A 21,882-nucleotide genomic window follows, 5' to 3' on the forward strand; every position below is an offset into this window, starting at 1 on the left:
TAAACCACACGGCACCGCATCGCATATGAGGAGCGACGACGATGTTTGAACCCACCAACGAATACCATCCCAACCCCGGCCGCTACGAGGGCATGACCTACAACCGCTGCGGCGACTCCGGCCTCAAACTGCCGGCCGTCTCGCTCGGCTGCTGGCACAACTTCGGCGACATCACGCCATACGAGCGCATGAAGGAGCTCACGTTCACCGCCTTCGACCACGGCATTACCCACTTCGACCTGGCCAACAACTACGGCCCGGAGCCGGGCAGCGCCGAGAAAAACGTGGGCCGACTGATCCGCGAATACTTCAAGCCGTACCGCGACGAGCTCATCATCAGCACCAAGGCAGGCTACGAGATGTGGTCCGGCCCGTACGGCGACTGGGGCTCGCGCAAGTATCTGCTCGCCTCGCTCGACCAGAGCCTGACCCGCCTCGGCCTGGACTATGTGGACATCTTCTACCACCATCGCCCCGACCCCGAAACCCCGCTCGAGGAGACTATGGGCGCGCTGGCGAGCGCCGTGATCAGCGGCAAGGCGCTGTACGTGGGCCTGTCGAACTACGACGGCGAACGACTGGAGCAGGCGGCGGAGATTCTGTCCGATCTGCGCGTGCCGTTCGTCATCAACCAGAACTGCTACAACATCTTCGACCGCACGGTGGAGCGCAACGGATTGAAGGACACCGCCGCGCGTCTGGGCAAGGGCATCATCACGTTCTGCCCGCTGGCGCAGGGCATGCTCACCAATCGTTACCTGAACGGCATTCCCGCCGATTCGCGCATCAAGTCGGACGGACGCTTCCTGCAGGCCGACGCGCTGAGTGAGTCGAAGCTGAACGCGATTCGCGCGCTTAACGATCTGGCCGCGCAGCGCGGGCAGACGCTGGCCGAGATGTCGCTCGCTTGGCTGCTGCATGACGGCGTCGTCACTTCGGTGCTGGCGGGCGCGTCGAAGCCCGAGCAGATTCTCGACAATATCGGCGCGCTGAACAACACGACGTTCACCGACGAAGAGCTGCGCCTAATCGACGAGATCTCGCAGAAAGCCTAGTAACCGACTTGAGTGGAGTAGGGGGACTGCTGCACGGGCATGCCGCGCATCTCCTGCGCCATCTGCATCAGGCGCGCGATACGCTCTTCGGTCGGCGGGTGGGTGGAGAACAGCTTGGAGAAGCCCTGCGCAGAGAAGGGATTCGCGATCATCATCGAAGAGACCGACTGCGTAGCCGCGGTTTTGCGCATCGGTGTGGCCTGCGCGCCGTAGGAGATTTTGTTGAGCGCGGAGGCGAGCGCCTCGGGGTCGCCGGTGAGCACGCTGCCGTCTTCGTCGGCGTCGAATTCGCGGGTGCGCGAGATGGCCATTTGGATAAGCGAGGCGCCAATCGGTGCGAGAATCGCACTGAGCAGCACGCCGATCAGCCCAAACGCGCCCGAACTGTTGTCACGGCTGTCGCGCGAGCCGCCGCCGAAATACATCAGCGAATACCCCAAATAGGTAATCACCGTGGCCATGGCGGAGGCGATGGCCGAGGTGAGGATGTCGTGGTTGTAGACGTGCATCAGCTCATGCCCCAGCACGCCGCGCAGCTCGCGACGGTTGAGGATCTGCAGGATGCCCTGCGTGCAGCAGACGGCGGCGTGACGCTCGTTGCGGCCGGTGGCGAAGGCGTTGGGACTGGCCGTGGGCGCGATGTAGATGCGCGGCATCGGCTTGCCCGCGGTGGCGCTCAATTCGCGCACGATGGCGTAGATTTCGGGGGCCTCACGCTCGGAGACTTCGCGCGCGCCCATCGAGGCGATGGCGAGTTTGTCCGAAAACCAATACGAGCCGAATGTGGTGATTAATCCGATGACGATGTAGATGCTCAGTGTGCTGCGCTGGCCGCCGGTGGCCCACCAAATCAGCATGATGACGCCCCACATCAACGCGAATAACAGCGTTGTTTTCAGACCGTTGTAATGGCCGTGCACCTGCGTTTTCCCATACATAGGGCTCAGCGTAAAGAGCGCGGCTGGAAGTTATCTGAATATCAGCTCACAGCGGGAATAGGCCGCCCGCCACCACTCTCCGTCATCCTGAGCGGAGGGCGCAGCCCGGAGTCGAAGGATCTCGCGCACTGGTCACTGGTGTGAAATCCTTCGACTCCGCTACGCTCCGCTCAAGATGACGGAGGAATCAGAATTAACGCGAGCCGAATCAGGCGTGGGCCAGAGCGCGCATCTGATCGGGGTCGATGACCTTCTTGTGCTCGCGGCCTTCCTTCGCGCCCTCGGCGCGCTCGTAGGCGTCGACCTTCTTCCAGCCGGCGAAGTCGATCGGCTTGACGCCACGGCTTTCCAGCAGACGGTCGATGGACTCGGGATCGCGGTCCTCGGCCACGCGGCCACCCTCGGCGGCCTTGGCCAGATCCTCCAGCATATTGGTCACGATGGCGAGCGCGTCGGACTTGGTGGAGCCGATCAGACCCACCGGGCCGCGCTTGGCCCAACCGGTGGCATACAGACGCTCGCGCACCTCGCCGCCGGCGGCTTCGGTGGTGATGCGGCCGTCGCCGTTGGCGTTGGCCAGATGCGCGCCCTTGCCGTCGTAGGCGATGCCGGGCGCTTCGGCGGGCTGGTAGCCGATGGCGTGGTACACGGCCTGCACCGGATAGTCGGTGAATTCGCCGGTTCGGCTCATCACGCCGTCGGCGCTGGTTTCGGTGCGCTCCACGCGGATCGCGACCACCTTGCCGTCCTCGCCCAGCACCTCGGTGGGGGCGGAGTTGAAGTGCACATAATACTTGCGGTCGGCGGGATTGCCTTCGAAGTCGACGTCGCCGTCGTCCTCCATATCCAAGGCCATCTCGCGGATGGTGAACAGCTCCTCGACCATCTGGCGGGTGAGCTTGTCCTTGCCGGCCACCTCGATGGTCTCCTCGTCGAGGTCGAAATCGTCCTCGTCGATGATGAGCTGCACGCCGGGCAGCTTCTCCATCTCACGCAGCTCCTGCACGCTGAACTTGGCCTGGGCCACGCCGCGGCGGATGAACAGATGCAGCTCCTTGGCCTGGTTCTTGCCGATGCCCTCGTAGACGTTGTCGGGAATATCGGTTTTGGCCTTGAGGTCGTCGGCGTTGCGCACGAGTTCGCGGGCCACGTCCATAGCCACGTTGCCGCCGCCGATCACGGCGACCTGCTCGGCGGTCAGCGGCCATTCGCGCGCGCCCATGGGGTAGCCGTCGTACCATTCGACGAACTTGGCCGCGCCGTACACGCCGTCGAGGTCGGCGCCCGGCAGGTTCAGCGGCTTGTCCTTAATCGCGCCGGTGGCGAACAGCACGGCGTCGTAGCGGGCGAGCAGTTCGTCCAGCGTCACGTCCTTGCCGAACTCCACGTCGCAGTACAGGTGGATGTCGGGGTTGTCGAGCGTCTTCTCGAGCGCGTCGGCGATGAATTTGATGGACGGATGGTCGGGGGCCACACCGTAGCGGACCAGGCCGAACGGCACGGGCAGCTTCTCGAACAGGTCGATGCGCGCCTTGGTGCCCAGACCCAGTTCCTCGCCAAGCTTGCCCAGCTGGCGCAGGAAGATATCGGAGGAGTAGACGCCGGCGGGACCGGCGCCGATAACGGCAATGCGAAGTTCAGTATTCTCAGTCACGTTGTACAGACTAACGCAAGCCGGCCCCGCTGAACAGAGCCTAACGCCACTTCCCACAAGAAATCGCCACGCCTTGCGACGGTCGTGGCCGATGCCGGTCAGTCGCGGTCGATAAGCACGGTCAGCGCCCACAGGATGCTCACCACATCAATGGCCTCCTGCAGGAACGCGCCCAACACCACCGGAATCAGGTTGAACGCGGCGGCGATCATGCCGACCAGTGCCAGCCCGAGTCCGAGCAGCACGGCCTGCAGCATCACACGACGGGTGCGGCGGGCGATGGCGATGGCCCGCGGCACGGCGGCGATGTCGTCGTTCATAATCACCACTTGGGCGGATTCGGAGGCCGCGGTCGATGTGCCGTCGGTGATGGCCATGCCGATGTCGGCGGCGGCGAGCACGGGAGCGTCGTTGACGCCGTCACCCACCATCATCGTCACCGCATGCCGCCGCGATTTGCCATCGCCTCCGCGATCGGATCCGGGGGCCGCACCGGTCACGTCGTCAGCCGCACCAGCCACGGACACAACTGACGAAGTGGCCGCGCGCACCGCGTTGACCTTGTCTTCGGGGAAGAGTTCGGCCTGCACATCGTCGATTCCCACCTCGCTGGCAATGATGCGGGCCGAAGCGGCTTTGTCGCCGGTGAGCATGGTGAGCGACTCCACGCCCAGCGCCCGCAACTGCTCCAGCGCCCGCTTCGCATTGGCGCGCGGCACGTCGCGCAGCACGATGCGCGCGATCAGCTGCCCGTCAACGGACACGTACGCAGCCATCTCGTCGGAGGCGAGCGCGCCGAACCGCCCGCGTATGGCCGCAGACGACGTCTCGCGAAGCTCGGTTCGCGCCACACGGTCTGTAGTCACGCGGTCCGCCGCCACAGGCTGGAATCCGTCCTGCGATTCGTTGGCGAAAGCCAAGCGCCCCACACGCACCCGATGTCCGTTGACTTCGCCGCTCACGCCCTTGCCGGAGTCCTCCACGATATTGGTGACCACCGGATAGTCGCGGCCGTGCCCGGGCAGCCCTCCGTCCGGGCATCGGCGCTGCCCGTCGGCGAAGCGCTGGTTGAGCCGCGCCATCGCATCCAATCCGGCCTTGGCGATGCCTTTGGCGAGGATGTGCACGGAATAGTTCTCCACCACGCCGGCCATCATTAGCACATGGTCCTGGTTGAGGCGCGTGCTCACGCCCGGCAGCATCTCCACGCGCACCACCTGCGGCTGTTTGACGGTGAGCGTGCCGGTTTTGTCGAAGAACACGTGCCCCACGCGGCCGAGCGTCTCCAGCACGTCCTGCGTTTTGATCAGCACGCCGGCTTTGGCGAGGCGTCCCGTGCCGGCCACGTAGGCCACCGGTGCGGCGATCAGCAGCGGGCATGGGGTGGCGAGCACCAGCACCTGGGCGAATCGCGTGGGCGTGCCGGCCATCGCCCAGGCCACGCCGGCGATAATCAGCGCGAGGATGGTGAACGGCACGGCGAGCCGGTCGGCGGTTTTCACCACGGCCGGGCGCGATTCCTGCGCGGCGGCGACCAGCGACATAATCCGTTGGTATTGCGATTCCTTGGCGACCTGCGTGGCGCGCATGGTGAGTGTGGTGGAGCCGTTGACCGCGCCCGACATGACGCGCGCGCCCGCGAAGATCTCGCGCGGTACGGGCTCGCCGTTGATGTTGCTCAGGTCGAGCGTGGCGGAGCCGGACAGCAGCTCGCCGTCCACGGGCACGGTTTCGCCCGGCAGCACGATGATCACGTCGCCGAGCGCCACATCGTCGACTGGTACGGTGCGGAAATGCGCGTCGCGGGCGCGCGTGGCGGAGGCGCGGCCTGATGCGGCCGCGCCATGTGCGTCGCGCACGGAATTTGGCTCTGTGATTCCCGCTCCACGCCGGCGCATATCCGCGATATGAGCGTCGGCGACCGCGGTTTCGCAGGCCTGCGTGCTGCGGGCGGTGATCGCGCAGGTTTCGTCTCCGGGGGCGACGGGGCGGAATTCGCCGTGCCTCGCGCCGATGTTACGGGCCGGTTTGGCGCCAGTCTTCGCACCCGCACCTACGCCAGGCAGCGCGGCGATATGCGCGGTGACCGGCGCGGCCGCCATCAGCGCGGTCAGGTTGCTTTCGGCTTTGGATTGGGCGTATTCCTCGATGGCCTCGCCGGACGAGATCATCAGCACCACGGCCCAGCTGGCCCAATATTCCTGCACGGCGACGGTGGAGAGGATCGCGATGACGGCGAGCACGTCGACGCCGACGATGCCGTGGCGTAGGTCATCCACCATGCCGATCACCGTGTCCACCACCGTATAGGCGACGAGCGCGATCACCACCCACTGCCCCAGCGAGGGGTTGACAGGCAGGAGCCCAAGGAATGGCACGGACTCGCCCCACGGACGGTAGTCCCACAGCAGGAAAAGAGGAATCGCCGCCAGAATCGTGATGGGCAGCAACGGAACGCTTTTGGCTATCTCAATGGCCTTGCGCATCTGGTCTCCTTACGTCGTTTTGGGGTCGTTCGCGTGCCATGCGTCGACCCCGCATGTGCACGCCTTGTTAAACCCATCGCAAGCCCGCTTCAGACGGACGCTCGCGATACACGGCGTAAGAATGTTCGTTTATGCTGCACCAACGGTACCAGCACCCGTCCCACGGCGCAAGCCCCGGCAATGCTGGCGGTACGAGATCCTTCGACTCCGCCTGACGGCTCCGCTCAGGATGACAAGTAAGTGAGAACACCGTACTCAGGATGACGTCGATGATAGTTATTCGTCATGCTGAGCGGAACGCAGTGAAGTCGAAGCATCTCCACAGGGTGTCACCACTTCAGGATGATGCGGAAACCACCCCGCCAAAAACGCAGAAAGGCGGCCGGCGACGTGGGGTCGCTGGCCGCCTTTCGGGCGGATTGGGGCGGTTCATGCCGTCAGTGCCGGTTGGCTGGTGACAGGCCGCCTTTGGAGCGGGAACCGAGGCTTGGGTTTACCACAGACCGAAGGGGTTGCTCTGGTTGCCGTAGCCGTTGCTGCCGCTACCGTCGCTGCCATCGCTGCTGTCGCCGTCGCTCTGGCCGTTCTGGCCGCTTTCGCCGCTCTGGCTGCTCGATTCGGACCTGTTGGAGCCGGTTACGGCGTCCTCCTCCTGGTCGAGCGTCACGTTCACGTCCATGGTGTTGCCGTTGCGCACGATGGTGAGCGTCACCTCGTCGCCCATGGCGGCGGCGCGAACGTATCCGAGCAGCGAGTACAGGTTGTTCACCGCATTGCCGTTGTAGGCCACGATGGCGTCACCCTCCTGCAGGCCGGCCTGGTCGGCAGGACCACCGGAGACGACCGCCGAACGGGAGGCCGAGCTGGTGATCAGCGCGCAACCGCGGGTCACGCCATCGGCTTCGACCGTGGAGGACGAGACGGTCACGCCCAACGCCACGTGGGTGACCGAACCGGTTTCGAGGATCTCGTTGGTCACACGCTCGACCAGGTTGGACGGAATCGCGAAGCCGATGCCGATCGAGCCGGAGGACGAGCTGGACGAGCTGGCCGTGGCGATCGACGAGTTGATGCCGATCACCTGGCCGGCCGCGTTGAAGGTCGGGCCGCCGGAGTTGCCGGGGTTGATGGCCGCGTCGATCTGCACCGCGTTGGTCACGATCTGGGCGTTGCTTTCGTCGTCCATCACGCTCACCGGGCGGTTCAGGGCGGAGACGATGCCCGTGGTGGCGGTGTCGTCATAGCCCAGCGGGTTGCCGATGGCCATCACGTCCTCGCCCACCGCGAGCTGGTCGGAGTCGGCGAATTCCACGCCCTTCAGACCGCTCGGCGGGTTGTCGAGCTTGATCACCGCAAGATCGGTGGTCACGTCGGTGCCGACCAGCTTGGCGGAGTAGATCGTGCCGTTCGCCAGCGTCACCTGAATCTGCTGCGCGCCGGAGACCACGTGATTGTTGGTCACGATATTGCCCTCGCTGTCGAGGATCGCGCCCGAGCCTTGGGCGCTGCCGCTTTCCGTGGCGACCTGAATGGCGACCACGGAGTCGGAGACCTCGCTGGCCACGGTCTTCCAGTCGGGCGCCTCGCCGGTTTTCGCCGTGGCGGTTCCGGAGCCGGACTTATTCGACGTGACGCTTGTCAGGGAGCTGGAGGCCGGAACCGTCACCCAACCGCCGGTGATGGCCGCGTATCCCAAGCCCAGGCACAGCGCGGCGGAGACCAGTGCGGCAACCACTGCGATCGTCACGCTTTTCACCGTGCCGCTGGCCGCGTGAGGACGGGAGCCGCCCGGCTGGGCCGCGTTCTGCGGCATGCCGCCCTGCGGGGGAACCGCACCACCGGTCGGGGTGCCGGTCTGCTGGGGACGCTGGTTCTGCGGATTGAAGAAGGGGTTGCCGTTACCGGCGTTGACGTACGGGTTGCGGTTGCCCTGCGCGCCAGACTGCTGCTGGGGCTGACCAAACCCGAAAATCGAGGTCGGGGCGCCGGTCTGCTGAGGCTGACCGTTGGTCGACGCTCCCTGCTGGCCCGCCTGGGTGGTTTGCGTGGGGGCGGGGCCATACGCGCCGTATTCGGGCGCGGGGCGATACTGCTGGGTGGGCGTATCGATGGTCGGCGCGGAGGACACGACGGTCTGTTCACCCGCCGCCGCGGCATAATCCGGGGTGTCGGACGCGGCCGGCGTGCCCTGCGCCTGATCCGTGGCGACCGGCGTGCCCATGGGAACGGTGTTCTCCACGGGGTCGATCGACACGGTGTGTTCGTTGGATGCGTTCTGTTCGTTCTGCGAAGCGGCGCTCTCGTTCGGCGTCTGCTGGCCATCCGACGCGCCTGCGCCGGCGTTCCAGCGCTCGTTCTCCTCAGCCATGTGTGCTCCTTCATTCGTCGGCGGCAAAGTTTCCTTACATTCAGCAATCGGAGCCGCCGGCTTTCGATTTGCTACCTAAGAGTTAAGATAGCCGCTCTGGAAGTTTCCTGAATGTTCATTGGGAGAAGAAAGCGAAACATCCTCAAGCAAGATGAGCATGTCGGAAAAAGCCGCTTGACACCGCACGTAAGCCCTCCACAATCCTTGGAATCATGCGGATTCTCGCTTCACACCAACCTTACTGTGAGCTGCCCCACACCAGCCCGTACCATCACACTTCAGCCACAAATCACACGCATATCGCAGCGAAAACCAGACTTTCGTACAAGACGTTCGCTTAAAGTGAAGCCTATGACCGACTTCCTGAACCAGCCCATCGGCGCAGCCCCCGGCCAGCCGGGCGACCGCTCCGCATTCTCATTCGAAACCATCACCCGCCTGCCTGACGCCCCCGAGGGCAAAGGGCGAGGCGGCGCGCGCTACGGGCGCACCGGCATCATCCACACGCCTCATGGAGACATCCGCACCCCCGCCTTCGTGCCGGTGGCGACACAGGCCGCGATGAAAGCGGTGCTGCCGGAGACCATGAGCCAGCTCGGCGCGCAATGCCTGCTCTCCAACGCCTTCCACCTGTTCGAGCGACCCGGCGAGGACTTGCTCGACGCGGCCGGCGGCCTGGGGCGGTTCATGAACTGGAGCGGCCCCACCTTCACCGATTCGGGGGGATTCCAGGTGCTTTCGCTCGGGTCGGGCTTCAAAAAAACGCTGGCGATGGATGTGACCGGCATGAAGTCGGATGATGTGATCGCCGCGGGCAAGGAGCGACTCGCCTTCGTGGACGAGGATGGCGTCACCTTCAAATCCCCGTTGAACGGCGACAAGCACCGCTTCTCCGCGGAGATCTCGATGGGGATCCAGCACAAAATCGGCGCGGACATCATGTTCGCCTTCGACGAGCTGACCACGCTGATGAACACACGCGGATACCAGGAGGAGTCCGTGGAGCGCACCTACCGTTGGGCGCAGCGCTGCGTGGCCGAGCATGAGCGGCTCACCGCCGCGCGCCTGGGCAAGCCGTATCAAGCGCTGTACGGCGTGGTGCAGGGCGCGAACTACGAAGATCTGCGCCGGCGGGCCGCTGGGCAGATCGCCTCGCTTGACTTCGACGGCGTGGGCATCGGCGGCGCGTTGGAAAAACGCATCATCGGCGACATCTGCGCGTGGATCTGCGACGCGATGCCGGAAAACCGGCCGCGTCACGTGCTCGGCATCGCCTCGGTGGACGATATCTTCGCCTGCGTGGAGAACGGCGGCGACACCTTCGACTGCGTGGCGCCGGCACGATGCGGGCGCAACGGCGCGATCTTCACGCGACACGGGCGGTATAACGTCAAGCGCGCCGAGTTCAAAACGGATTTCGGACCGCTGGAGGACGGCTGCGAGTGCTATACGTGCCAGCATTATTCGAAGGCGTATGTGGACCACTTGCTGCGCGCCCGCGAATTCAACGGATTCACATTGGCGACGATCCACAACGAGTATTTCTTCATCAAACTGCTCGACGATATTCGCGCCTCGATCGATGGCGGGTATTTCGAGGAGTTCCGCGACGAATCGCTGGCGCACTTTTATGGAGCGTAGCGGGAGGCCGGCTCGCGTCGCGCGCTTATGATTTTCCTTTGGAAAATCGGCGGACTATGGATGGCTCCGCCGGCACGAAAGCCCACAGGGCTTTCTCTACGGCCGGCTCGCGTCGCGCGCTTATGATTTTCCTTTGGAAAATCGGCGGACTATGGATGGCTCCGCCGGCACGAAAGCCCACAGGGCTTTCTCTACGGCCGGCTCGCGTCGCGCGCTTATGATTTTCCTTTGGAAAATCGGCGCGCGACACGCCAATTTGCACATGTTCTTTAATGATGGTAAATTGTCCCCTTGTCTGCGAGTGTGGCGGAATGGTAGACGCGCTGTCTTCAGGTGGCAGTGAGTGTATGCTCGTGGGGGTTCAAGTCCCCCCACTCGCACCAGATAAAAACCCGAGTTGTTTCGACAGCTCGGGTTTTTTCTTTTCCCGACGGACCGCCCATCCCGACAGACCCGCGCAATCCGCCGCCAACAAGCGCGACGCAGAGTCTTTACATAGCCACGCTATCGTGTCCACAGCACGCCATGCGTGATACGCCATACGCCAAGCGCGGCAAGCCCGCCCTAGCCGATACCCGGCGATTGACTTGACCTCCCCATGCGTGCACGCCATACGCCATGCGTAGCGGCCCGTTCACCCGCGCGGGGAAGGAGACATCATGAACACGACCACCCGCGACGCGCTGTTTTTGCTTGTGCTGTTCGCCGCCAACACGATTCAGGCGGTCACCGGATTCGCCGGTACCGTGCTGGCCATGCCGGCCTCGATGATGCTCATCGGCGCGGATGAGGCGCGGGTGGTGCTCAACGCCATGGCCCTCATCTCCTGCCTGTGGCTGGGTGTGCAACATCGCCGCCATATTCGCTGGCGCGAACTCGCCAGCATGGTTGGATTCATGATGGTGGGCATGGCCGTCGGCCTGCTGCTGTATCACGCTCTGCCGCTCGCCCCGCTGCAGCGGCTGTACGGCCTGTTCATCATTGCCGTCGCGCTCAAGAATCTGCTGATCCCATCCACGCGCGAACCCCGCTCGTGGATGATGACTGTGATTCTGCTGGGTTCGGGGGTGATTCATGGCCTGTTCGTCTCGGGCGGCGCGTTGCTGGTGGTGTACGCGGCTGCGCGTCTGAAAGACAAGGATGAGTTCCGCGCCACCGTCGCCTGCGTCTGGGTGGTGCTCAATACAGTGATGGGCGCGCAGCAGGTCGCCGCCGGCGAATGGACGACGCATGCTCTGGTGATCACCGCCGCGAGTCTGCCGGCGCTGGCGCTGGCCGTGTTTCTTGGCAACCGCCTGCAGCGGCGCATCAGCCAGCGCGCGTTTCTGACGCTGACCTACGTGCTGCTCGCCATCTCCGGAGTCTCGATTCTGTTCTGAACAGCCCCAAGGAAAGGAGCCCGTATGTCCGTCCGATTGAAGGATTTGGTCAACCAAGCCAGAAGCCAAGGCCACGACATCGCACTGGTCGCAGGCGCGGACGGGCTCGACCATGCCGTGCGCTGGGTGCATATGGTGGAGAACGAGGAGATCGCGGGGTTTCTGGAGGGTCAGGAAATCGCCTTCACCACAGGCATCGGCCTCGAATCGCAGGAGGATCTCGTAGGGCTGACCCGCAGCGCGTACGATTCCGGCGCCAGCGGCATCGTGGTGAACGTCGGTCCTTTCATCCACCAAATCAGCCCTGAAGCGGTACGCTTCTGCAACGAGCGCGCCTTCCCGATGTTCCGCGTGCCGTGGAGCGAGCATATGGCGCAGATCATGCACCTGTTCAGCCTGTCCATCACCATGAGCGAAAAGCACAATATGGAGTTGGCCGCCGCTTTGGAGAACGCGATGTTCATGCCGGCGCGCGAGGACCTGTATCTCGAGACCATGGAACGCAGCGGATTCGGCAAGGACTGGAACTATTGCGTCGCCGTGTTCGAAGTGTGCGACGAACGTGGCGAGCAGGTGCCCCGCGCGCGGATGGAGGCCTGCGCCGCCCGCATCGAAACGCTGCTGACCAGCCGCCAATGGCATGCGGTGCCGCTGACCGTCGGCGGCCGCATCGCGTTGGTGTTCGCCCGATGCGATATCGGCACGGTGAGCGACATGGCCCAGGCGGCGATGGACGTGTGCGCTGGGCTTGTGGGGGATGACGCCCGCATATTCGTCGGCGTGGGCAAGGTGACGAGATCCGCCCGTTGCATCGGCAAAAGCTACCGTCAGGCGCTTGCGTTGGAACGGCTGCAGTGGCTGCATGGCGCGGACGGCGAGCCGTTTTTATACGATGACGCCGGCACCGACAAGTTGCTGCTTTCCGTCAACGATCCGGAGATCCTCTCCGACTATTACGACACCACGATAGGCCCGCTGGCCAAACACGACCAGCTCAACGGCGGGGACCTTGTGGAGACGCTGCGCAATTACCTCGCGTTCTCGGGAAGCATCAAGGAAACCGGCGAGCGCATGTTCGTGCACCGCAACACAGTGAGCTACAAATTGGGCAAGATCCAGGATCTGTTGGGCGTGAATCTGTCGGATTTCCGCACGCGCGAGGAGCTGTCAATCGGATTTCGGGTCAAAGAGCTGCTTGATTGCGTGCCCACGGAGGGCATAGGCGGCGCCTCCCACGGAACGGCCGTCTAGCATCCAATGGCGTTTGTGCCACAGCACAAACAACCTTAGGCGCTGAATCGTTGTTGGCGCTTCCGATCCTTCCTAGACTGCAAATCAGATCAAGGAAATCACACATTTTCTTGAACCTGCAGAACCACATTGGGGACATCACAGCATACCGAATTTATGCATAACGCATATTCCGACATATCTGTGGCCACCCCATCACGGAAGGAACGATTATGGAAAAGCTCACAGGTGAGGAAGTCGCCGCCCTGCATCGCGACCACGTCATGCAGTCCTGGCACAAGCAGGGCGAAACCGCCCTGCCGATCAAGCGGGCCGAAGGCATCTATTTCTGGGATTACGACGGCAACCGCTACGCCGACATGAGCTCCCTGCTCGTATGCTCCAACCTCGGCCACGAGCTGCCCGAAATCGTGGACGCGATCAAACAGCAGGCCGACACGATGTGCTTCATGTCGCCCGCCTACGCCTCCGAACCGAAATCACGACTGGCCAAAATGCTGGTTGATCTCGCCGGAGCCGACTTCTACCAGCGCGTGTTCTTCACCAACGGCGGCACGGACGCCAACGAGAACGCCATCAAAATGGCCCGCATGGTCACCGGCAGGCCGAAGATCTTCTCCTGCTACCGCTCCTACCACGGTTCGACCCTCGGCTCGGCGAACGCCTCAGGGGATTGGCGCCGCTTCGCCGCCGAAATGGGCGGCACCGCGCCGGGCTTTGTGCATTTCATGAATCCGAACATGTATGAGGATGGATACACGCGCGGCGTGGACGACGAGGCCGCCACCGCCGCCTATCTGCGCCGGCTCGACGAACAGCTGCAATACGAAGGCCCCGACACCGTGGCCGCGATCCTCATGGAGTCCATCGTCGGCGCGAACGGCGTGATTCTGCCGCCCAAGGGATATATGGAAGGCGTGCGAGCCCTGTGCGACAAGTACGGCATCCTTATGATCTGCGACGAGGTGATGGCGGGCTTCTACCGCACCGGCACGGCGTTCGCATGGCAGAATTTCGATCTGAAACCCGACATCTTCACCTTCGCCAAAGGCGTGACCTGTGGCTATGTGCCGCTGGGCGGAGTCGTCGTCTCCAAGGCGGTCTCCGACTATTTCACCGACCATGTGCTGCAGTGCGGACTGACCTACTCTGGCCACACGCTCGCCTGCGCCGCCGGCGTGGCAGCCGTCAATTATTACCTCGACCACGATATCGCCGCGCACGTCAAGGAGATGGAAGGCATCCTCAAACCCTTCCTCGAAAGCATGGCGGCCAAACACCGCTGCGTGGGCGAGGCCCGCTGCATCGGACTGTTCGCCGCGCTGACCATCGTGCGCGACAAGGAGACGCGCGAGCTGATGGCGCCGTACCACGCGCCCAGCAGCGTCATGCCGCAGATCATGGGCCGTCTGATGAAGCAGGGTTTCGCCACCTTCGGCCGCGAAACCAACGTGAACATCTGCCCACCGCTGACGATCACCGCCGAGCAGCTGAGGCAGGAGCTCCCCAAGCTCGACGAGACGCTCACGTGGGTCGACGAGAACCTGTGCGACTGACGGGAGCCGAACATGCTATGGGATTATGAGCAGCCGGTGGTCATTCGATTCGGCCGCGGGAGGGTCTCCGAAATCGCGGATGTGGCCCAATCCCACGGGTGGGAGAACGGACTGATCGTCACCTCCGAGCATTTCGCGCACGACGGCACGGCGGCGCGCCTCATTGAGTCGTCCGATGGACGGCTGACGGCCACGTTCAGCGATTTCTCCCCCAATCCGGACGTGACGCAGGTGGATGCCTGCGCGGCGCTCATCCGCGAGCGCGGCCACGGATTCGTGGTGGCGATGGGCGGCGGCAGCGCGATGGATTTGGCGAAGGCCGCGGCGAGCATCGCCCTGACCGACGATTCCATCGCCGACTATCACGGCACCGGCAAGGCGCTGCTGTCCGAACATCTTCCTCTGATCGCGGTGCCGACCACCGCCGGCACCGGCAGCGAGGTCACCTGCGTGGCCGTGCTCACCAACCGCGCGCTCGGCAGGAAGGCACCGATCGTCTCGCCCGGCTTCTTTCCAGCGGTTGCGATCGTCGACCCGGAATTAACCGTTTCCATGCCGGCGAAAGTCACCGCCTCCTGCGGCATGGACGTGCTCAGCCAGGCGATCGAGGGGTACTGGAGCAAGGGGCATCAGCCGATTTGCGACGCCTGTGCCACACACGCCGCCAGACTGGTGTTCGAATATCTGCCGCGCGCCGTCGCCGACGGCCATGACATGCAGGCGCGCGAGAAGATGTGCGAGGCGTCGCTGATCGCCGGTTTGGCGTTCACATTGCCGAAGACCACATCCTCGCACGCCTGTTCCTTCCCGCTGACCAACATCCACGGCATTCCCCACGGCGAGGCCTGCGGACTGACGCTCGACTGGTTCGTGCGCGTGAATAAGGACGCGCAGCACGGTCGCGTGCAGGATTTCGCCCGCGCCTTGGACTTCGCCGACGCCGACGCGATGGCCGACGCGATCCACGATCTCAAAACGCGCATCGGCATGCGCACGGGATTGGCCGACCTGCGTTTGAACGACGGCCAGATCGCCGATCTGGTGCGCATCAGCCGCCATCCGAACCTGTACAACAATCCGGTGGATATCACCGACGACATGCTCGAGGACATGTATCGACATCTGGCGGCCATCGCCTGACCGAGGCCGCACGCGTCTCACCCATCCCACAGAGAGGAACCGACCATGGGCACGTTACGACTCAAACTCAAGAACACTCCACATGCGCTGCAGGCGCTGGTCTCGCTGGCGCTGCTCCTGCTCGTCTGGTGGGCGGCCACGGCCGCGGGATTGGTCAATCCGCTGTATCTGCCCGGCCCGGGCGATGTGTGGAGCGCGTTCGTCGAGGCGAATTCCTGCCGGCCGATGTCGGCTGGGTCGGATCGCATCGTATGCGGCGAACAGCAGTACTTCCTGTGGCAGCATCTGCTGGTGAGCCTGCAGCGTATCGGTATCGGCATGGCCTTGGCGATTGTGGTGGGCATGCTGATCGGATTCGTGCTCGCCGAGGTCTCGTGGATCAGCCGCATTGTGCTGCCGTACATCAATTTCGTGCGCGCGCTGCCGCCTCTGGGCTACATCGGCCTGCTCATCGTGTGGTTCGGCATCGGCGACACCACCAAAATCTGGCTGCTGTTTCTGGCCGCGTTCCCGCCGATCGTGCTCGCCACGCTTGACGGCATCAACGGCGTGAGCAGAGACCGGGTCAACTCGGCGCGGGCATTGGGCGCGGGCACATTCCAATCCTTCATGTTCGTGGTCTTCCCCAGCGCGCTGCCCTCGATTATGAACGGCATCCGACTGGCGGTCGGTTTCGCGTGGACCACCGTGGTCGCGGCGGAGCTCAACAACGGCATCCCCGGCATCGGCGCGCTGGCGTACCTCTCCGGCACCGAACTCAACACGCCGCTGACCATCGCCTGCATTTTCATCATCGGCATCGCCGCGCTGCTGCTGGACGGCCTGATTCAACTCATCACCAGACTCGTCACCCCTTGGGTGGGTCGGGACTGACGGAACGACACGACGGACGGAACGGACGACACAACACATAGCGCAGAACAGAGAGGGATATCATGCGACTTCCAGCCCACACCACCACTTCAATCCGACGTATCCGCCGCGCCTCGGCGGCCCTGGCCTCCGGCGCGATACTCACCGCACTGGCCGCATGCGGATCCATGCCCACCGCCTACGAGCTCGCCGGAGTCGACCCCAACGGAGCCGCGGGCGTCGAATGCCCAGTCGACTCGAACAGCGAGTTCACCGGCACGATCCGCATCGCATGGCAGGCGATTCCGAACGCTGACCTCATCGTCAAAGACATGGGGCTGCTGGAAGCGTGCCTGCCCCAGGCCACCATCGAATGGAGCCAGTTCAATTCGGGAGGCGACGTCGTGCAGGCGTTCGGCTCGCGCTCGATCGACATCGGTCTGATGGGTTCAAGCCCGGCCGTGCGTTCGGTGAGCGCTCCGCTGGATCTGCCGGTCGATATCGTGTGGATACATGATGTCATCGGCGACGCCGAATCGTTGGTCGCCAACGACGACTCGATCACGCAGGTCGCCGATCTCGCGGGCGCGAATATCGCGGTGCCGTTCGGCTCGACCTCGCATTTCAGTCTGTTGTCCGCGCTGGCGGACGCGGGCTTGTCGGAAACGGATGTGCATCTGATCAATCTGGACCCCGACAAAATGGCCGCGGCCTGGACGCGCGGCGAGATAGACGCGGCGTGGGTGTGGGATCCCGTGCTCTCCACGCTGCGCGACGACGGCGGGCATATCGTCACATCCTCGGCCCAAACCGCCCAGACCGGCGCCGCGACCTACGATATGGAGGTCGCGTCCGAAGAGTTCATCACCACCAACCCCGACGTGATGGAGATTTGGACGGCTGTGGAGGATTACGCGGCGGGACTGATCGCCGACGATCCCGACGGCGCGGCCGAGATGATCTCGTCGCAACTGGGTAACGATCCCGCTGATGTCGTGACGCAGCTCGAAGGCTACACATACCCGCGCGCCGGCGAGCAAAGCGACCTGTTCCACGGTGAGCTGGCGGACACGCTCAAAGACACCGCGGAATTCCTCAAAACGCAGAACAGCCTCGATGCCGTGAACGACGACTACGCCGACGCCCTGTACACCGACGCGATCGATGCGGTTGCCGCGGGCGACACGGCCGACGGGGAATAAGCAGCCCCACTTCCGCATCCGCACACGTTTATTTACGAAGGAGCTACGATGGCCAAGCACGACATGACCTGGGACGAGCAGGTCGAAAAGCAGTCCATGGACGCCAAAGGCGTGGCGGTCGACATCCGCGGCGTCAACAAACGGTTCACCACCGTGGAGGGCAACGAGGTCACCGCCCTGCGCGACATCAATCTGACGATCAACAAGCAGGATTTCATCTGCGTGGTCGGACGTTCCGGCTGCGGCAAAACGACGCTGCTCAACATGCTGGCGGGTTTCGAGAAGCCCTCCGACGGCGAGGTGGTGGCCGACGGCCGCGTCATCGACGGGCCGAGCCCGCGACGCGGAGTGGTGTTTCAGAAGCCGCCGCTGTATCCATGGCTCACCGTGCGCGGCAATGTCGAATTCGGCATGCGCATGCAAGGCGTCAACTCCCGGGAGCGCACGCAAACCGCCGAACATTATTTGGAGATGGTCGGACTTAAGGATGCGGGCGACCGCCGCCCATACGAGCTGTCGGGCGGCATGCAGCAGCGCGCGCAGATCGCCCGCGTGCTGGCGTGCGACCCGGATTTGATTCTTATGGACGAGCCGTACGGCGCCCTTGACGCGCTGACTCGAGAACGGTTGCAGAACGAGCTGCTGCGCATCTGGTTCGAAAAGCAGAAAACCGTGTTCTTCATCACGCACAGCGTCGACGAGGCGATTTTCCTCGCGACCCGCGTCATCGTGATGAGCGCGCACCCCGGCACGGTGAAAATGGACATCCCGATCACCATCCCACGAGACCCGTCCGACCCCAACAATATGGATAAGGTTCGCGCCGACCCCCGATTCGCCGAATTGCGCGACATGATCACCGCGGCCATCTACGAGCAGGACGACCAGAACGACTGAGAGCCGTCGGCGCTTGGGACTTGCCCCCATGCGCCGACGGCTAGTCATCCTCCAGCCCGGTGAGATAGCCCGAACCGCGCACCGGCGTGCGGCGCGAGGATTCCGTGGATTCGCGGATGATCATCGGGCATTCCACTGCGGTGACGCCATGATGCGGACGCCCGTGGATCGCGTCGATCAGCAGCCGTGCAGCGGTTTTGCCGATCAAGGCGATGTTGTTGTCGAACGTGGTCAACGTGGGGTGCGCATTGGTGCAGAACACATCCCAATTGTCATGTCCGACCACGGCGACGTCCTGCGGCACCCGGCGGCCAGCGGCAGCGAGGCCGCGCACCATGCCACGGGCGATTTCGTCGCTCAGACAGTACACGGCATCAAGCTGCGGGCAATCCCTCATCAGCAGCGTGACGGCCCGCTCGCCCCATTCCTCGCTCCACCGGTCCGCCAGCTGCGCCACCGGCTGCAGCCCGTACAGCAGAAAGGTCTCCAATGCGCCATGCGCGCGATCGCGTGACGCTTGGAACGATTCGGATCCGCCCACGATGGCGATGGCGTGCCGACCTTGGCCGATCAAATATTCGATGGCCTGCCGCCCGGCTCCGATGTTGTCGCACACCACGCTGCAGTCGCGTTCGTCAAAAGAGGGATCGTAGGTGTAGACCACCGGCAATCCCATGGTCACGTTCGGCGCGAGCGGCGGCCGCGGATTGGTGGTGTCGCCCACCACGATCAGCCCATCCACGCCATGCGCCGCCAATTGGTTGATATGGCTGCGTTCCAACGCCGGCTTGCCATGCGCGCTCATAAGCAGCGCGGCATGGTTGGAGGCGCCCAATGTGGATTCCGCTCCGACCAGCAGCGGCAGGGAGAACCGCCCGTTATGGTCGGAGGTGATCAGCCCCACCAGCCCGGAATGCGCGCGGCGTTCTTTGGAACCAGCTGATTTGCGATAGCCCAGATCGTCGGCGGTTTTGCGTACCAGCCGCCGCGTCTGCGCGCTGATTCGACCAGTGTCGGCGAGCGCCTTGGAGACGGTCGCCACGGAGACGTGCGCGGCTTTCGCCACATCCGCAAGAGTGACCTTCGTTTTCGATTCGATGGATGACGTTGCGCCATGTCCGGAGGCGGACATGCTAGTACGCGCGTCTGCCTTCCCATTGGCATGGGCCGCACGCGCTGCGCCCATGGGCATCTCATCGGCTGGCATAGCCCCATCCTACCGCGAGTTGGGAAAATTTTCGCAACCATGCGACCCACGCATACGAACATCGCGACTTTCATACGATGCAATCATCAACAACTTCACGCCGTCCGCATCCACGATATTGAGCCGGATGCGGACGCAACAGAGCAGTGCCGGCAACCGCTCACGCGCAGCAGCATGACAATCCCAAGAAAGGCGGCAACAGCATGGCCAAAGTCACCGTGACCTCACCATTCTGGAAGCAGTATCGCAACAACGTTGCCAACGAGGTGATCCCCTACCAGTGGGCGGTCATCAACGACGAGCAGCGCATCGACATCCCCGAGGACCCCTCCGGCGTTGAGGTCGAGGCTCTGAGCCACGAGTGGAGCCACGCCGTGCGCAACCTCAAGGTCGCGGCGGGCGACGTCAAGGCCGATTTCAACGGCATGGTGTTCCAGGATTCCGACGTGTACAAGTGGCTCGAAGAGGCCGCCTACGCGCTCGCCTACAACAACGATCCCAAGCTCAAAGCCCTGTGCGACCAGGTCGTGGACCTCATCGCCCGCGCCCAGGATGAGGACGGCTATCTGGACACCCCGTTCCAGATCAAGTCCGGCTCCTACGCGCGCCGTCCGCGTTTCAGCCAGATCCAGCAGAGCCATGAGATGTACGTCATGGGCCACTACATCGAGGCCGGCGTCGCCTACTGGGAGGTCACCGGCAACGAGCAGGCCCTCGACATCGCCCGCAAGATGGCCGACTGCCTCGACGCCAATTTCGGCGACGAGGACGGCAAGATCCCAGGCGCCGACGGTCACCCGGAAATCGAGCTGGCGCTCGCCCGCCTGTTCGAGGCCACCGGCGAGGAGCGCTACCTGAAGCTCGCCAAGTTCTTCATCGATGTGCGCGGCCGCGACCCCGAATTCTACGACAAGCAGAACAAGGCCGCCCGCGAATCCGGCGCCACCCCGATCTTCCCGCAGATGATCGCGTGGAGCCACGAGTACACGCAGACCGCCCGCACCATCCGCAAGCAGCAGACCGCCGAAGGCCATGCCGTGCGTGTGGCCTACATGCTCACCGGCGTGGCCCATGTGGCCCGTCTGACCCACGACAAGGAACTGCTCGACACCGCCCAGCGCCTGTGGGAGGATATCGTGCGTCGCCGCATGTACGTGACCGGCGGCATCGGCTCCACCCACGTGGGCGAGGCCTTCACCTACGACTACGACCTGCCGAACGACACCATGTACGGCGAATCCTGCGCCTCCGTGGGCATGAGCTTCTTCGCCCGCGAGATGCTGGACATCGCCATCAAGGGCGAATACGCCGATGTGCTGGAGAAGGAGATCTTCAACGGCGCCATCTCCGGCATCGCGCTCGACGGCAAGCACTTCTACTACGTGAACGCGCTTGAGGCCGATCCCGAAGCCAGCAAGCACAGCCCGGACCGCGCGCATGTGCTTATGCACCGCGCCGAATGGTTCGGATGCGCCTGCTGCCCGGCCAATATCGCCCGCTTCATCGCCTCCGTGGACCGCTACCTGTACACCGTGCGCGAGGACGAGCGTGTGATCGCCGCCCACCAGTTCATCGCCAACAGCGCCCAGTTCTTCGACGGCGTGACCGTCGACCAGCAGTCGAACTTCCCATGGGAGGGCGATGTGCGCTTCACCGTGCAGGTGCCGGAAGGCGCCAAGCCGGTCAAGTTCATGGTGCGCATCCCCGGCTGGTCCGCGAACCGCTACGAGTTGAAGGTCAACGGCACGGACGCGACCTGCGCCGAAGTGCGCGACGGATTCGTCACCATCGAGGCCGCCTCCGGCGAGACGACCGTGGAGCTGACGCTCGACATGTCCGTGAAGTTCGTGCGCGCCAAGTCGGCCGTGCGCCATGATGCCGGCAGCATCGCCGTCATGCGAGGCCCGGTCGTGTTCTGCGCCGAGGAATCCGACAATCCCCGCCCGCTGTGGAACTACCGCATCCGCCATGATGACGCGGCCAAGGTCGAGTCCGCCTACCATGCGGACGAGCTGAACGGCGTCGAGGTGCTCACCGTCCCCGCCTACAAGCGCGCCGAGGACAATGCCGACGCTCCGCTGTACGCGGATGCCGCCGAGATTCTGCCCGACCTGCCGGTCACCATGAAGATGATCCCCTACTACGCCTGGGCCAACCGCGAGATCGGCCAGATGCAGGTGTGGTTCGACTCGGACTTCTGATGCCAAACGGGCCGAATCTCCGCCATCCAGGCCCATTCGACCCATCCGCACTTAC

At 63.9% G+C, this 21,882-nt stretch carries 15 protein-coding genes and 1 tRNA gene; 11 read left to right on the forward strand and 5 right to left on the reverse strand.

Translation table 11 applies throughout. The features are described 5' to 3' along the window. Window positions 1-41: 41 nt before the first annotated feature. On the forward strand, window positions 42-1,055 hold the full coding sequence (mgrA, locus tag AC1AV0_RS04175) for an L-glyceraldehyde 3-phosphate reductase (protein ID WP_476571388.1): 1,014 nt from the start codon (window positions 42-44) through the stop codon (window positions 1,053-1,055). Here the strand turns inward: mgrA and htpX are convergent. The 4 genes from htpX to AC1AV0_RS04195 form a co-directional block, all read right to left on the reverse strand. Next, a complete protein-coding gene (htpX, locus tag AC1AV0_RS04180) occupies window positions 1,052-1,993 on the reverse strand; it encodes a zinc metalloprotease HtpX (RefSeq protein WP_476571390.1) in 942 nt (313 codons plus the stop codon). The two genes, mgrA and htpX, sit on opposite strands and share 4 nt — an antisense overlap. Window positions 1,994-2,201: 208 nt before the next feature. Next, window positions 2,202-3,647, reverse strand: coding sequence for an FAD-dependent oxidoreductase (locus AC1AV0_RS04185; protein ID WP_476571392.1), 1,446 nt, complete (start codon window positions 3,645-3,647; stop codon window positions 2,202-2,204). Window positions 3,648-3,745: 98 nt separating this feature from the next. Then, on the reverse strand, window positions 3,746-6,133 hold the full coding sequence (locus AC1AV0_RS04190) for a heavy metal translocating P-type ATPase (RefSeq protein ID WP_476571394.1): 2,388 nt from the start codon (window positions 6,131-6,133) through the stop codon (window positions 3,746-3,748). A gap of 493 nt (window positions 6,134-6,626) precedes the next feature. Continuing rightward, entirely contained in the window at window positions 6,627-8,501 is a 1,875-nt protein-coding gene (locus AC1AV0_RS04195; RefSeq protein WP_476571396.1) for a S1C family serine protease, read from the reverse strand. A gap of 351 nt (window positions 8,502-8,852) precedes the next feature. Between AC1AV0_RS04195 and tgt the strand changes: the two genes are divergently transcribed. The 9 genes from tgt to AC1AV0_RS04240 all read left to right on the forward strand — a co-directional run bounded on the left by tgt (window position 8,853) and on the right by AC1AV0_RS04240 (window position 18,419). Further along, entirely contained in the window at window positions 8,853-10,142 is a 1,290-nt protein-coding gene (gene tgt, locus AC1AV0_RS04200; RefSeq protein ID WP_476571398.1) for a tRNA guanosine(34) transglycosylase Tgt, read from the forward strand. A gap of 297 nt (window positions 10,143-10,439) precedes the next feature. Further along, window positions 10,440-10,525 (forward strand) — tRNA-Leu (locus AC1AV0_RS04205). Between the two features lie 276 nt (window positions 10,526-10,801). Beyond that, window positions 10,802-11,521, forward strand: a complete 720-nt coding sequence (locus AC1AV0_RS04210; protein ID WP_476571400.1) for a sulfite exporter TauE/SafE family protein — start codon at window positions 10,802-10,804, stop codon at window positions 11,519-11,521. Between the two features lie 24 nt (window positions 11,522-11,545). Beyond that, window positions 11,546-12,772, forward strand: a complete 1,227-nt coding sequence (locus tag AC1AV0_RS04215) for a PucR family transcriptional regulator (protein ID WP_476571402.1) — start codon at window positions 11,546-11,548, stop codon at window positions 12,770-12,772. Between the two features lie 212 nt (window positions 12,773-12,984). Then, on the forward strand, window positions 12,985-14,328 hold the full coding sequence (locus AC1AV0_RS04220) for an aminotransferase class III-fold pyridoxal phosphate-dependent enzyme (protein WP_476571404.1): 1,344 nt from the start codon (window positions 12,985-12,987) through the stop codon (window positions 14,326-14,328). A 12-nt stretch (window positions 14,329-14,340) separates the two neighbouring features. Further along, on the forward strand, window positions 14,341-15,468 hold the full coding sequence (locus AC1AV0_RS04225; protein ID WP_476571406.1) for an iron-containing alcohol dehydrogenase family protein: 1,128 nt from the start codon (window positions 14,341-14,343) through the stop codon (window positions 15,466-15,468). Window positions 15,469-15,513: 45 nt separating this feature from the next. After that, a complete protein-coding gene (locus tag AC1AV0_RS04230) occupies window positions 15,514-16,341 on the forward strand; it encodes an ABC transporter permease (protein ID WP_476571408.1) in 828 nt (275 codons plus the stop codon). Between the two features lie 62 nt (window positions 16,342-16,403). Continuing rightward, window positions 16,404-17,522: a taurine ABC transporter substrate-binding protein gene (locus AC1AV0_RS04235; RefSeq protein WP_476571409.1), complete on the forward strand. Its 1,119-nt coding sequence runs from the start codon at window positions 16,404-16,406 to the stop codon at window positions 17,520-17,522. Between the two features lie 48 nt (window positions 17,523-17,570). Beyond that, complete coding sequence (locus tag AC1AV0_RS04240; protein WP_476571410.1) at window positions 17,571-18,419, forward strand: ABC transporter ATP-binding protein; 849 nt, start codon at window positions 17,571-17,573, stop codon at window positions 18,417-18,419. Between the two features lie 40 nt (window positions 18,420-18,459). Here AC1AV0_RS04240 and AC1AV0_RS04245 read toward each other — a convergent pair whose 3' ends face one another. Then, window positions 18,460-19,605 carry a LacI family DNA-binding transcriptional regulator gene (locus tag AC1AV0_RS04245; RefSeq protein ID WP_476571412.1) on the reverse strand — a complete coding sequence of 382 codons (1,146 nt, stop codon included), beginning with the start codon at window positions 19,603-19,605 and terminating at the stop codon, window positions 18,460-18,462. A gap of 224 nt (window positions 19,606-19,829) precedes the next feature. Here AC1AV0_RS04245 and AC1AV0_RS04250 point away from each other — a divergent pair, with 224 nt between their 5' ends. Then, entirely contained in the window at window positions 19,830-21,827 is a 1,998-nt protein-coding gene (locus AC1AV0_RS04250) for a glycoside hydrolase family 127 protein (protein ID WP_476571414.1), read from the forward strand. The last annotated feature ends 55 nt before the right edge of the window (window positions 21,828-21,882 follow it).

The organism is Bifidobacterium sp. LH_558 (assembly GCF_056356295.1).

Bases quoted from the DNA above. Each gene is read 5' to 3' on its own strand.
- AC1AV0_RS04235 (WP_476571409.1), top strand. From the start codon at position 16,404: ATGCGACTTCCAGCCCACACCACCACTTCAATCCGACGTATCCGCCGC.
- AC1AV0_RS04190 (WP_476571394.1), bottom strand. From the start codon at position 6,133: ATGCGCAAGGCCATTGAGATAGCCAAAAGCGTTCCGTTGCTGCCCATC.
- AC1AV0_RS04250 (WP_476571414.1), top strand. From the start codon at position 19,830: ATGGCCAAAGTCACCGTGACCTCACCATTCTGGAAGCAGTATCGCAAC.
- AC1AV0_RS04225 (WP_476571406.1), top strand. From the start codon at position 14,341: ATGCTATGGGATTATGAGCAGCCGGTGGTCATTCGATTCGGCCGCGGG.
- AC1AV0_RS04245 (WP_476571412.1), bottom strand. From the start codon at position 19,605: ATGGGCGCAGCGCGTGCGGCCCATGCCAATGGGAAGGCAGACGCGCGT.
- AC1AV0_RS04215 (WP_476571402.1), top strand. From the start codon at position 11,546: ATGTCCGTCCGATTGAAGGATTTGGTCAACCAAGCCAGAAGCCAAGGC.
- tgt (WP_476571398.1), top strand. From the start codon at position 8,853: ATGACCGACTTCCTGAACCAGCCCATCGGCGCAGCCCCCGGCCAGCCG.
- mgrA (WP_476571388.1), top strand. From the start codon at position 42: ATGTTTGAACCCACCAACGAATACCATCCCAACCCCGGCCGCTACGAG.
- AC1AV0_RS04230 (WP_476571408.1), top strand. From the start codon at position 15,514: ATGGGCACGTTACGACTCAAACTCAAGAACACTCCACATGCGCTGCAG.
- AC1AV0_RS04210 (WP_476571400.1), top strand. From the start codon at position 10,802: ATGAACACGACCACCCGCGACGCGCTGTTTTTGCTTGTGCTGTTCGCC.
- AC1AV0_RS04240 (WP_476571410.1), top strand. From the start codon at position 17,571: ATGGCCAAGCACGACATGACCTGGGACGAGCAGGTCGAAAAGCAGTCC.
- AC1AV0_RS04220 (WP_476571404.1), top strand. From the start codon at position 12,985: ATGGAAAAGCTCACAGGTGAGGAAGTCGCCGCCCTGCATCGCGACCAC.
- htpX (WP_476571390.1), bottom strand. From the start codon at position 1,993: ATGTATGGGAAAACGCAGGTGCACGGCCATTACAACGGTCTGAAAACA.
- AC1AV0_RS04195 (WP_476571396.1), bottom strand. From the start codon at position 8,501: ATGGCTGAGGAGAACGAGCGCTGGAACGCCGGCGCAGGCGCGTCGGAT.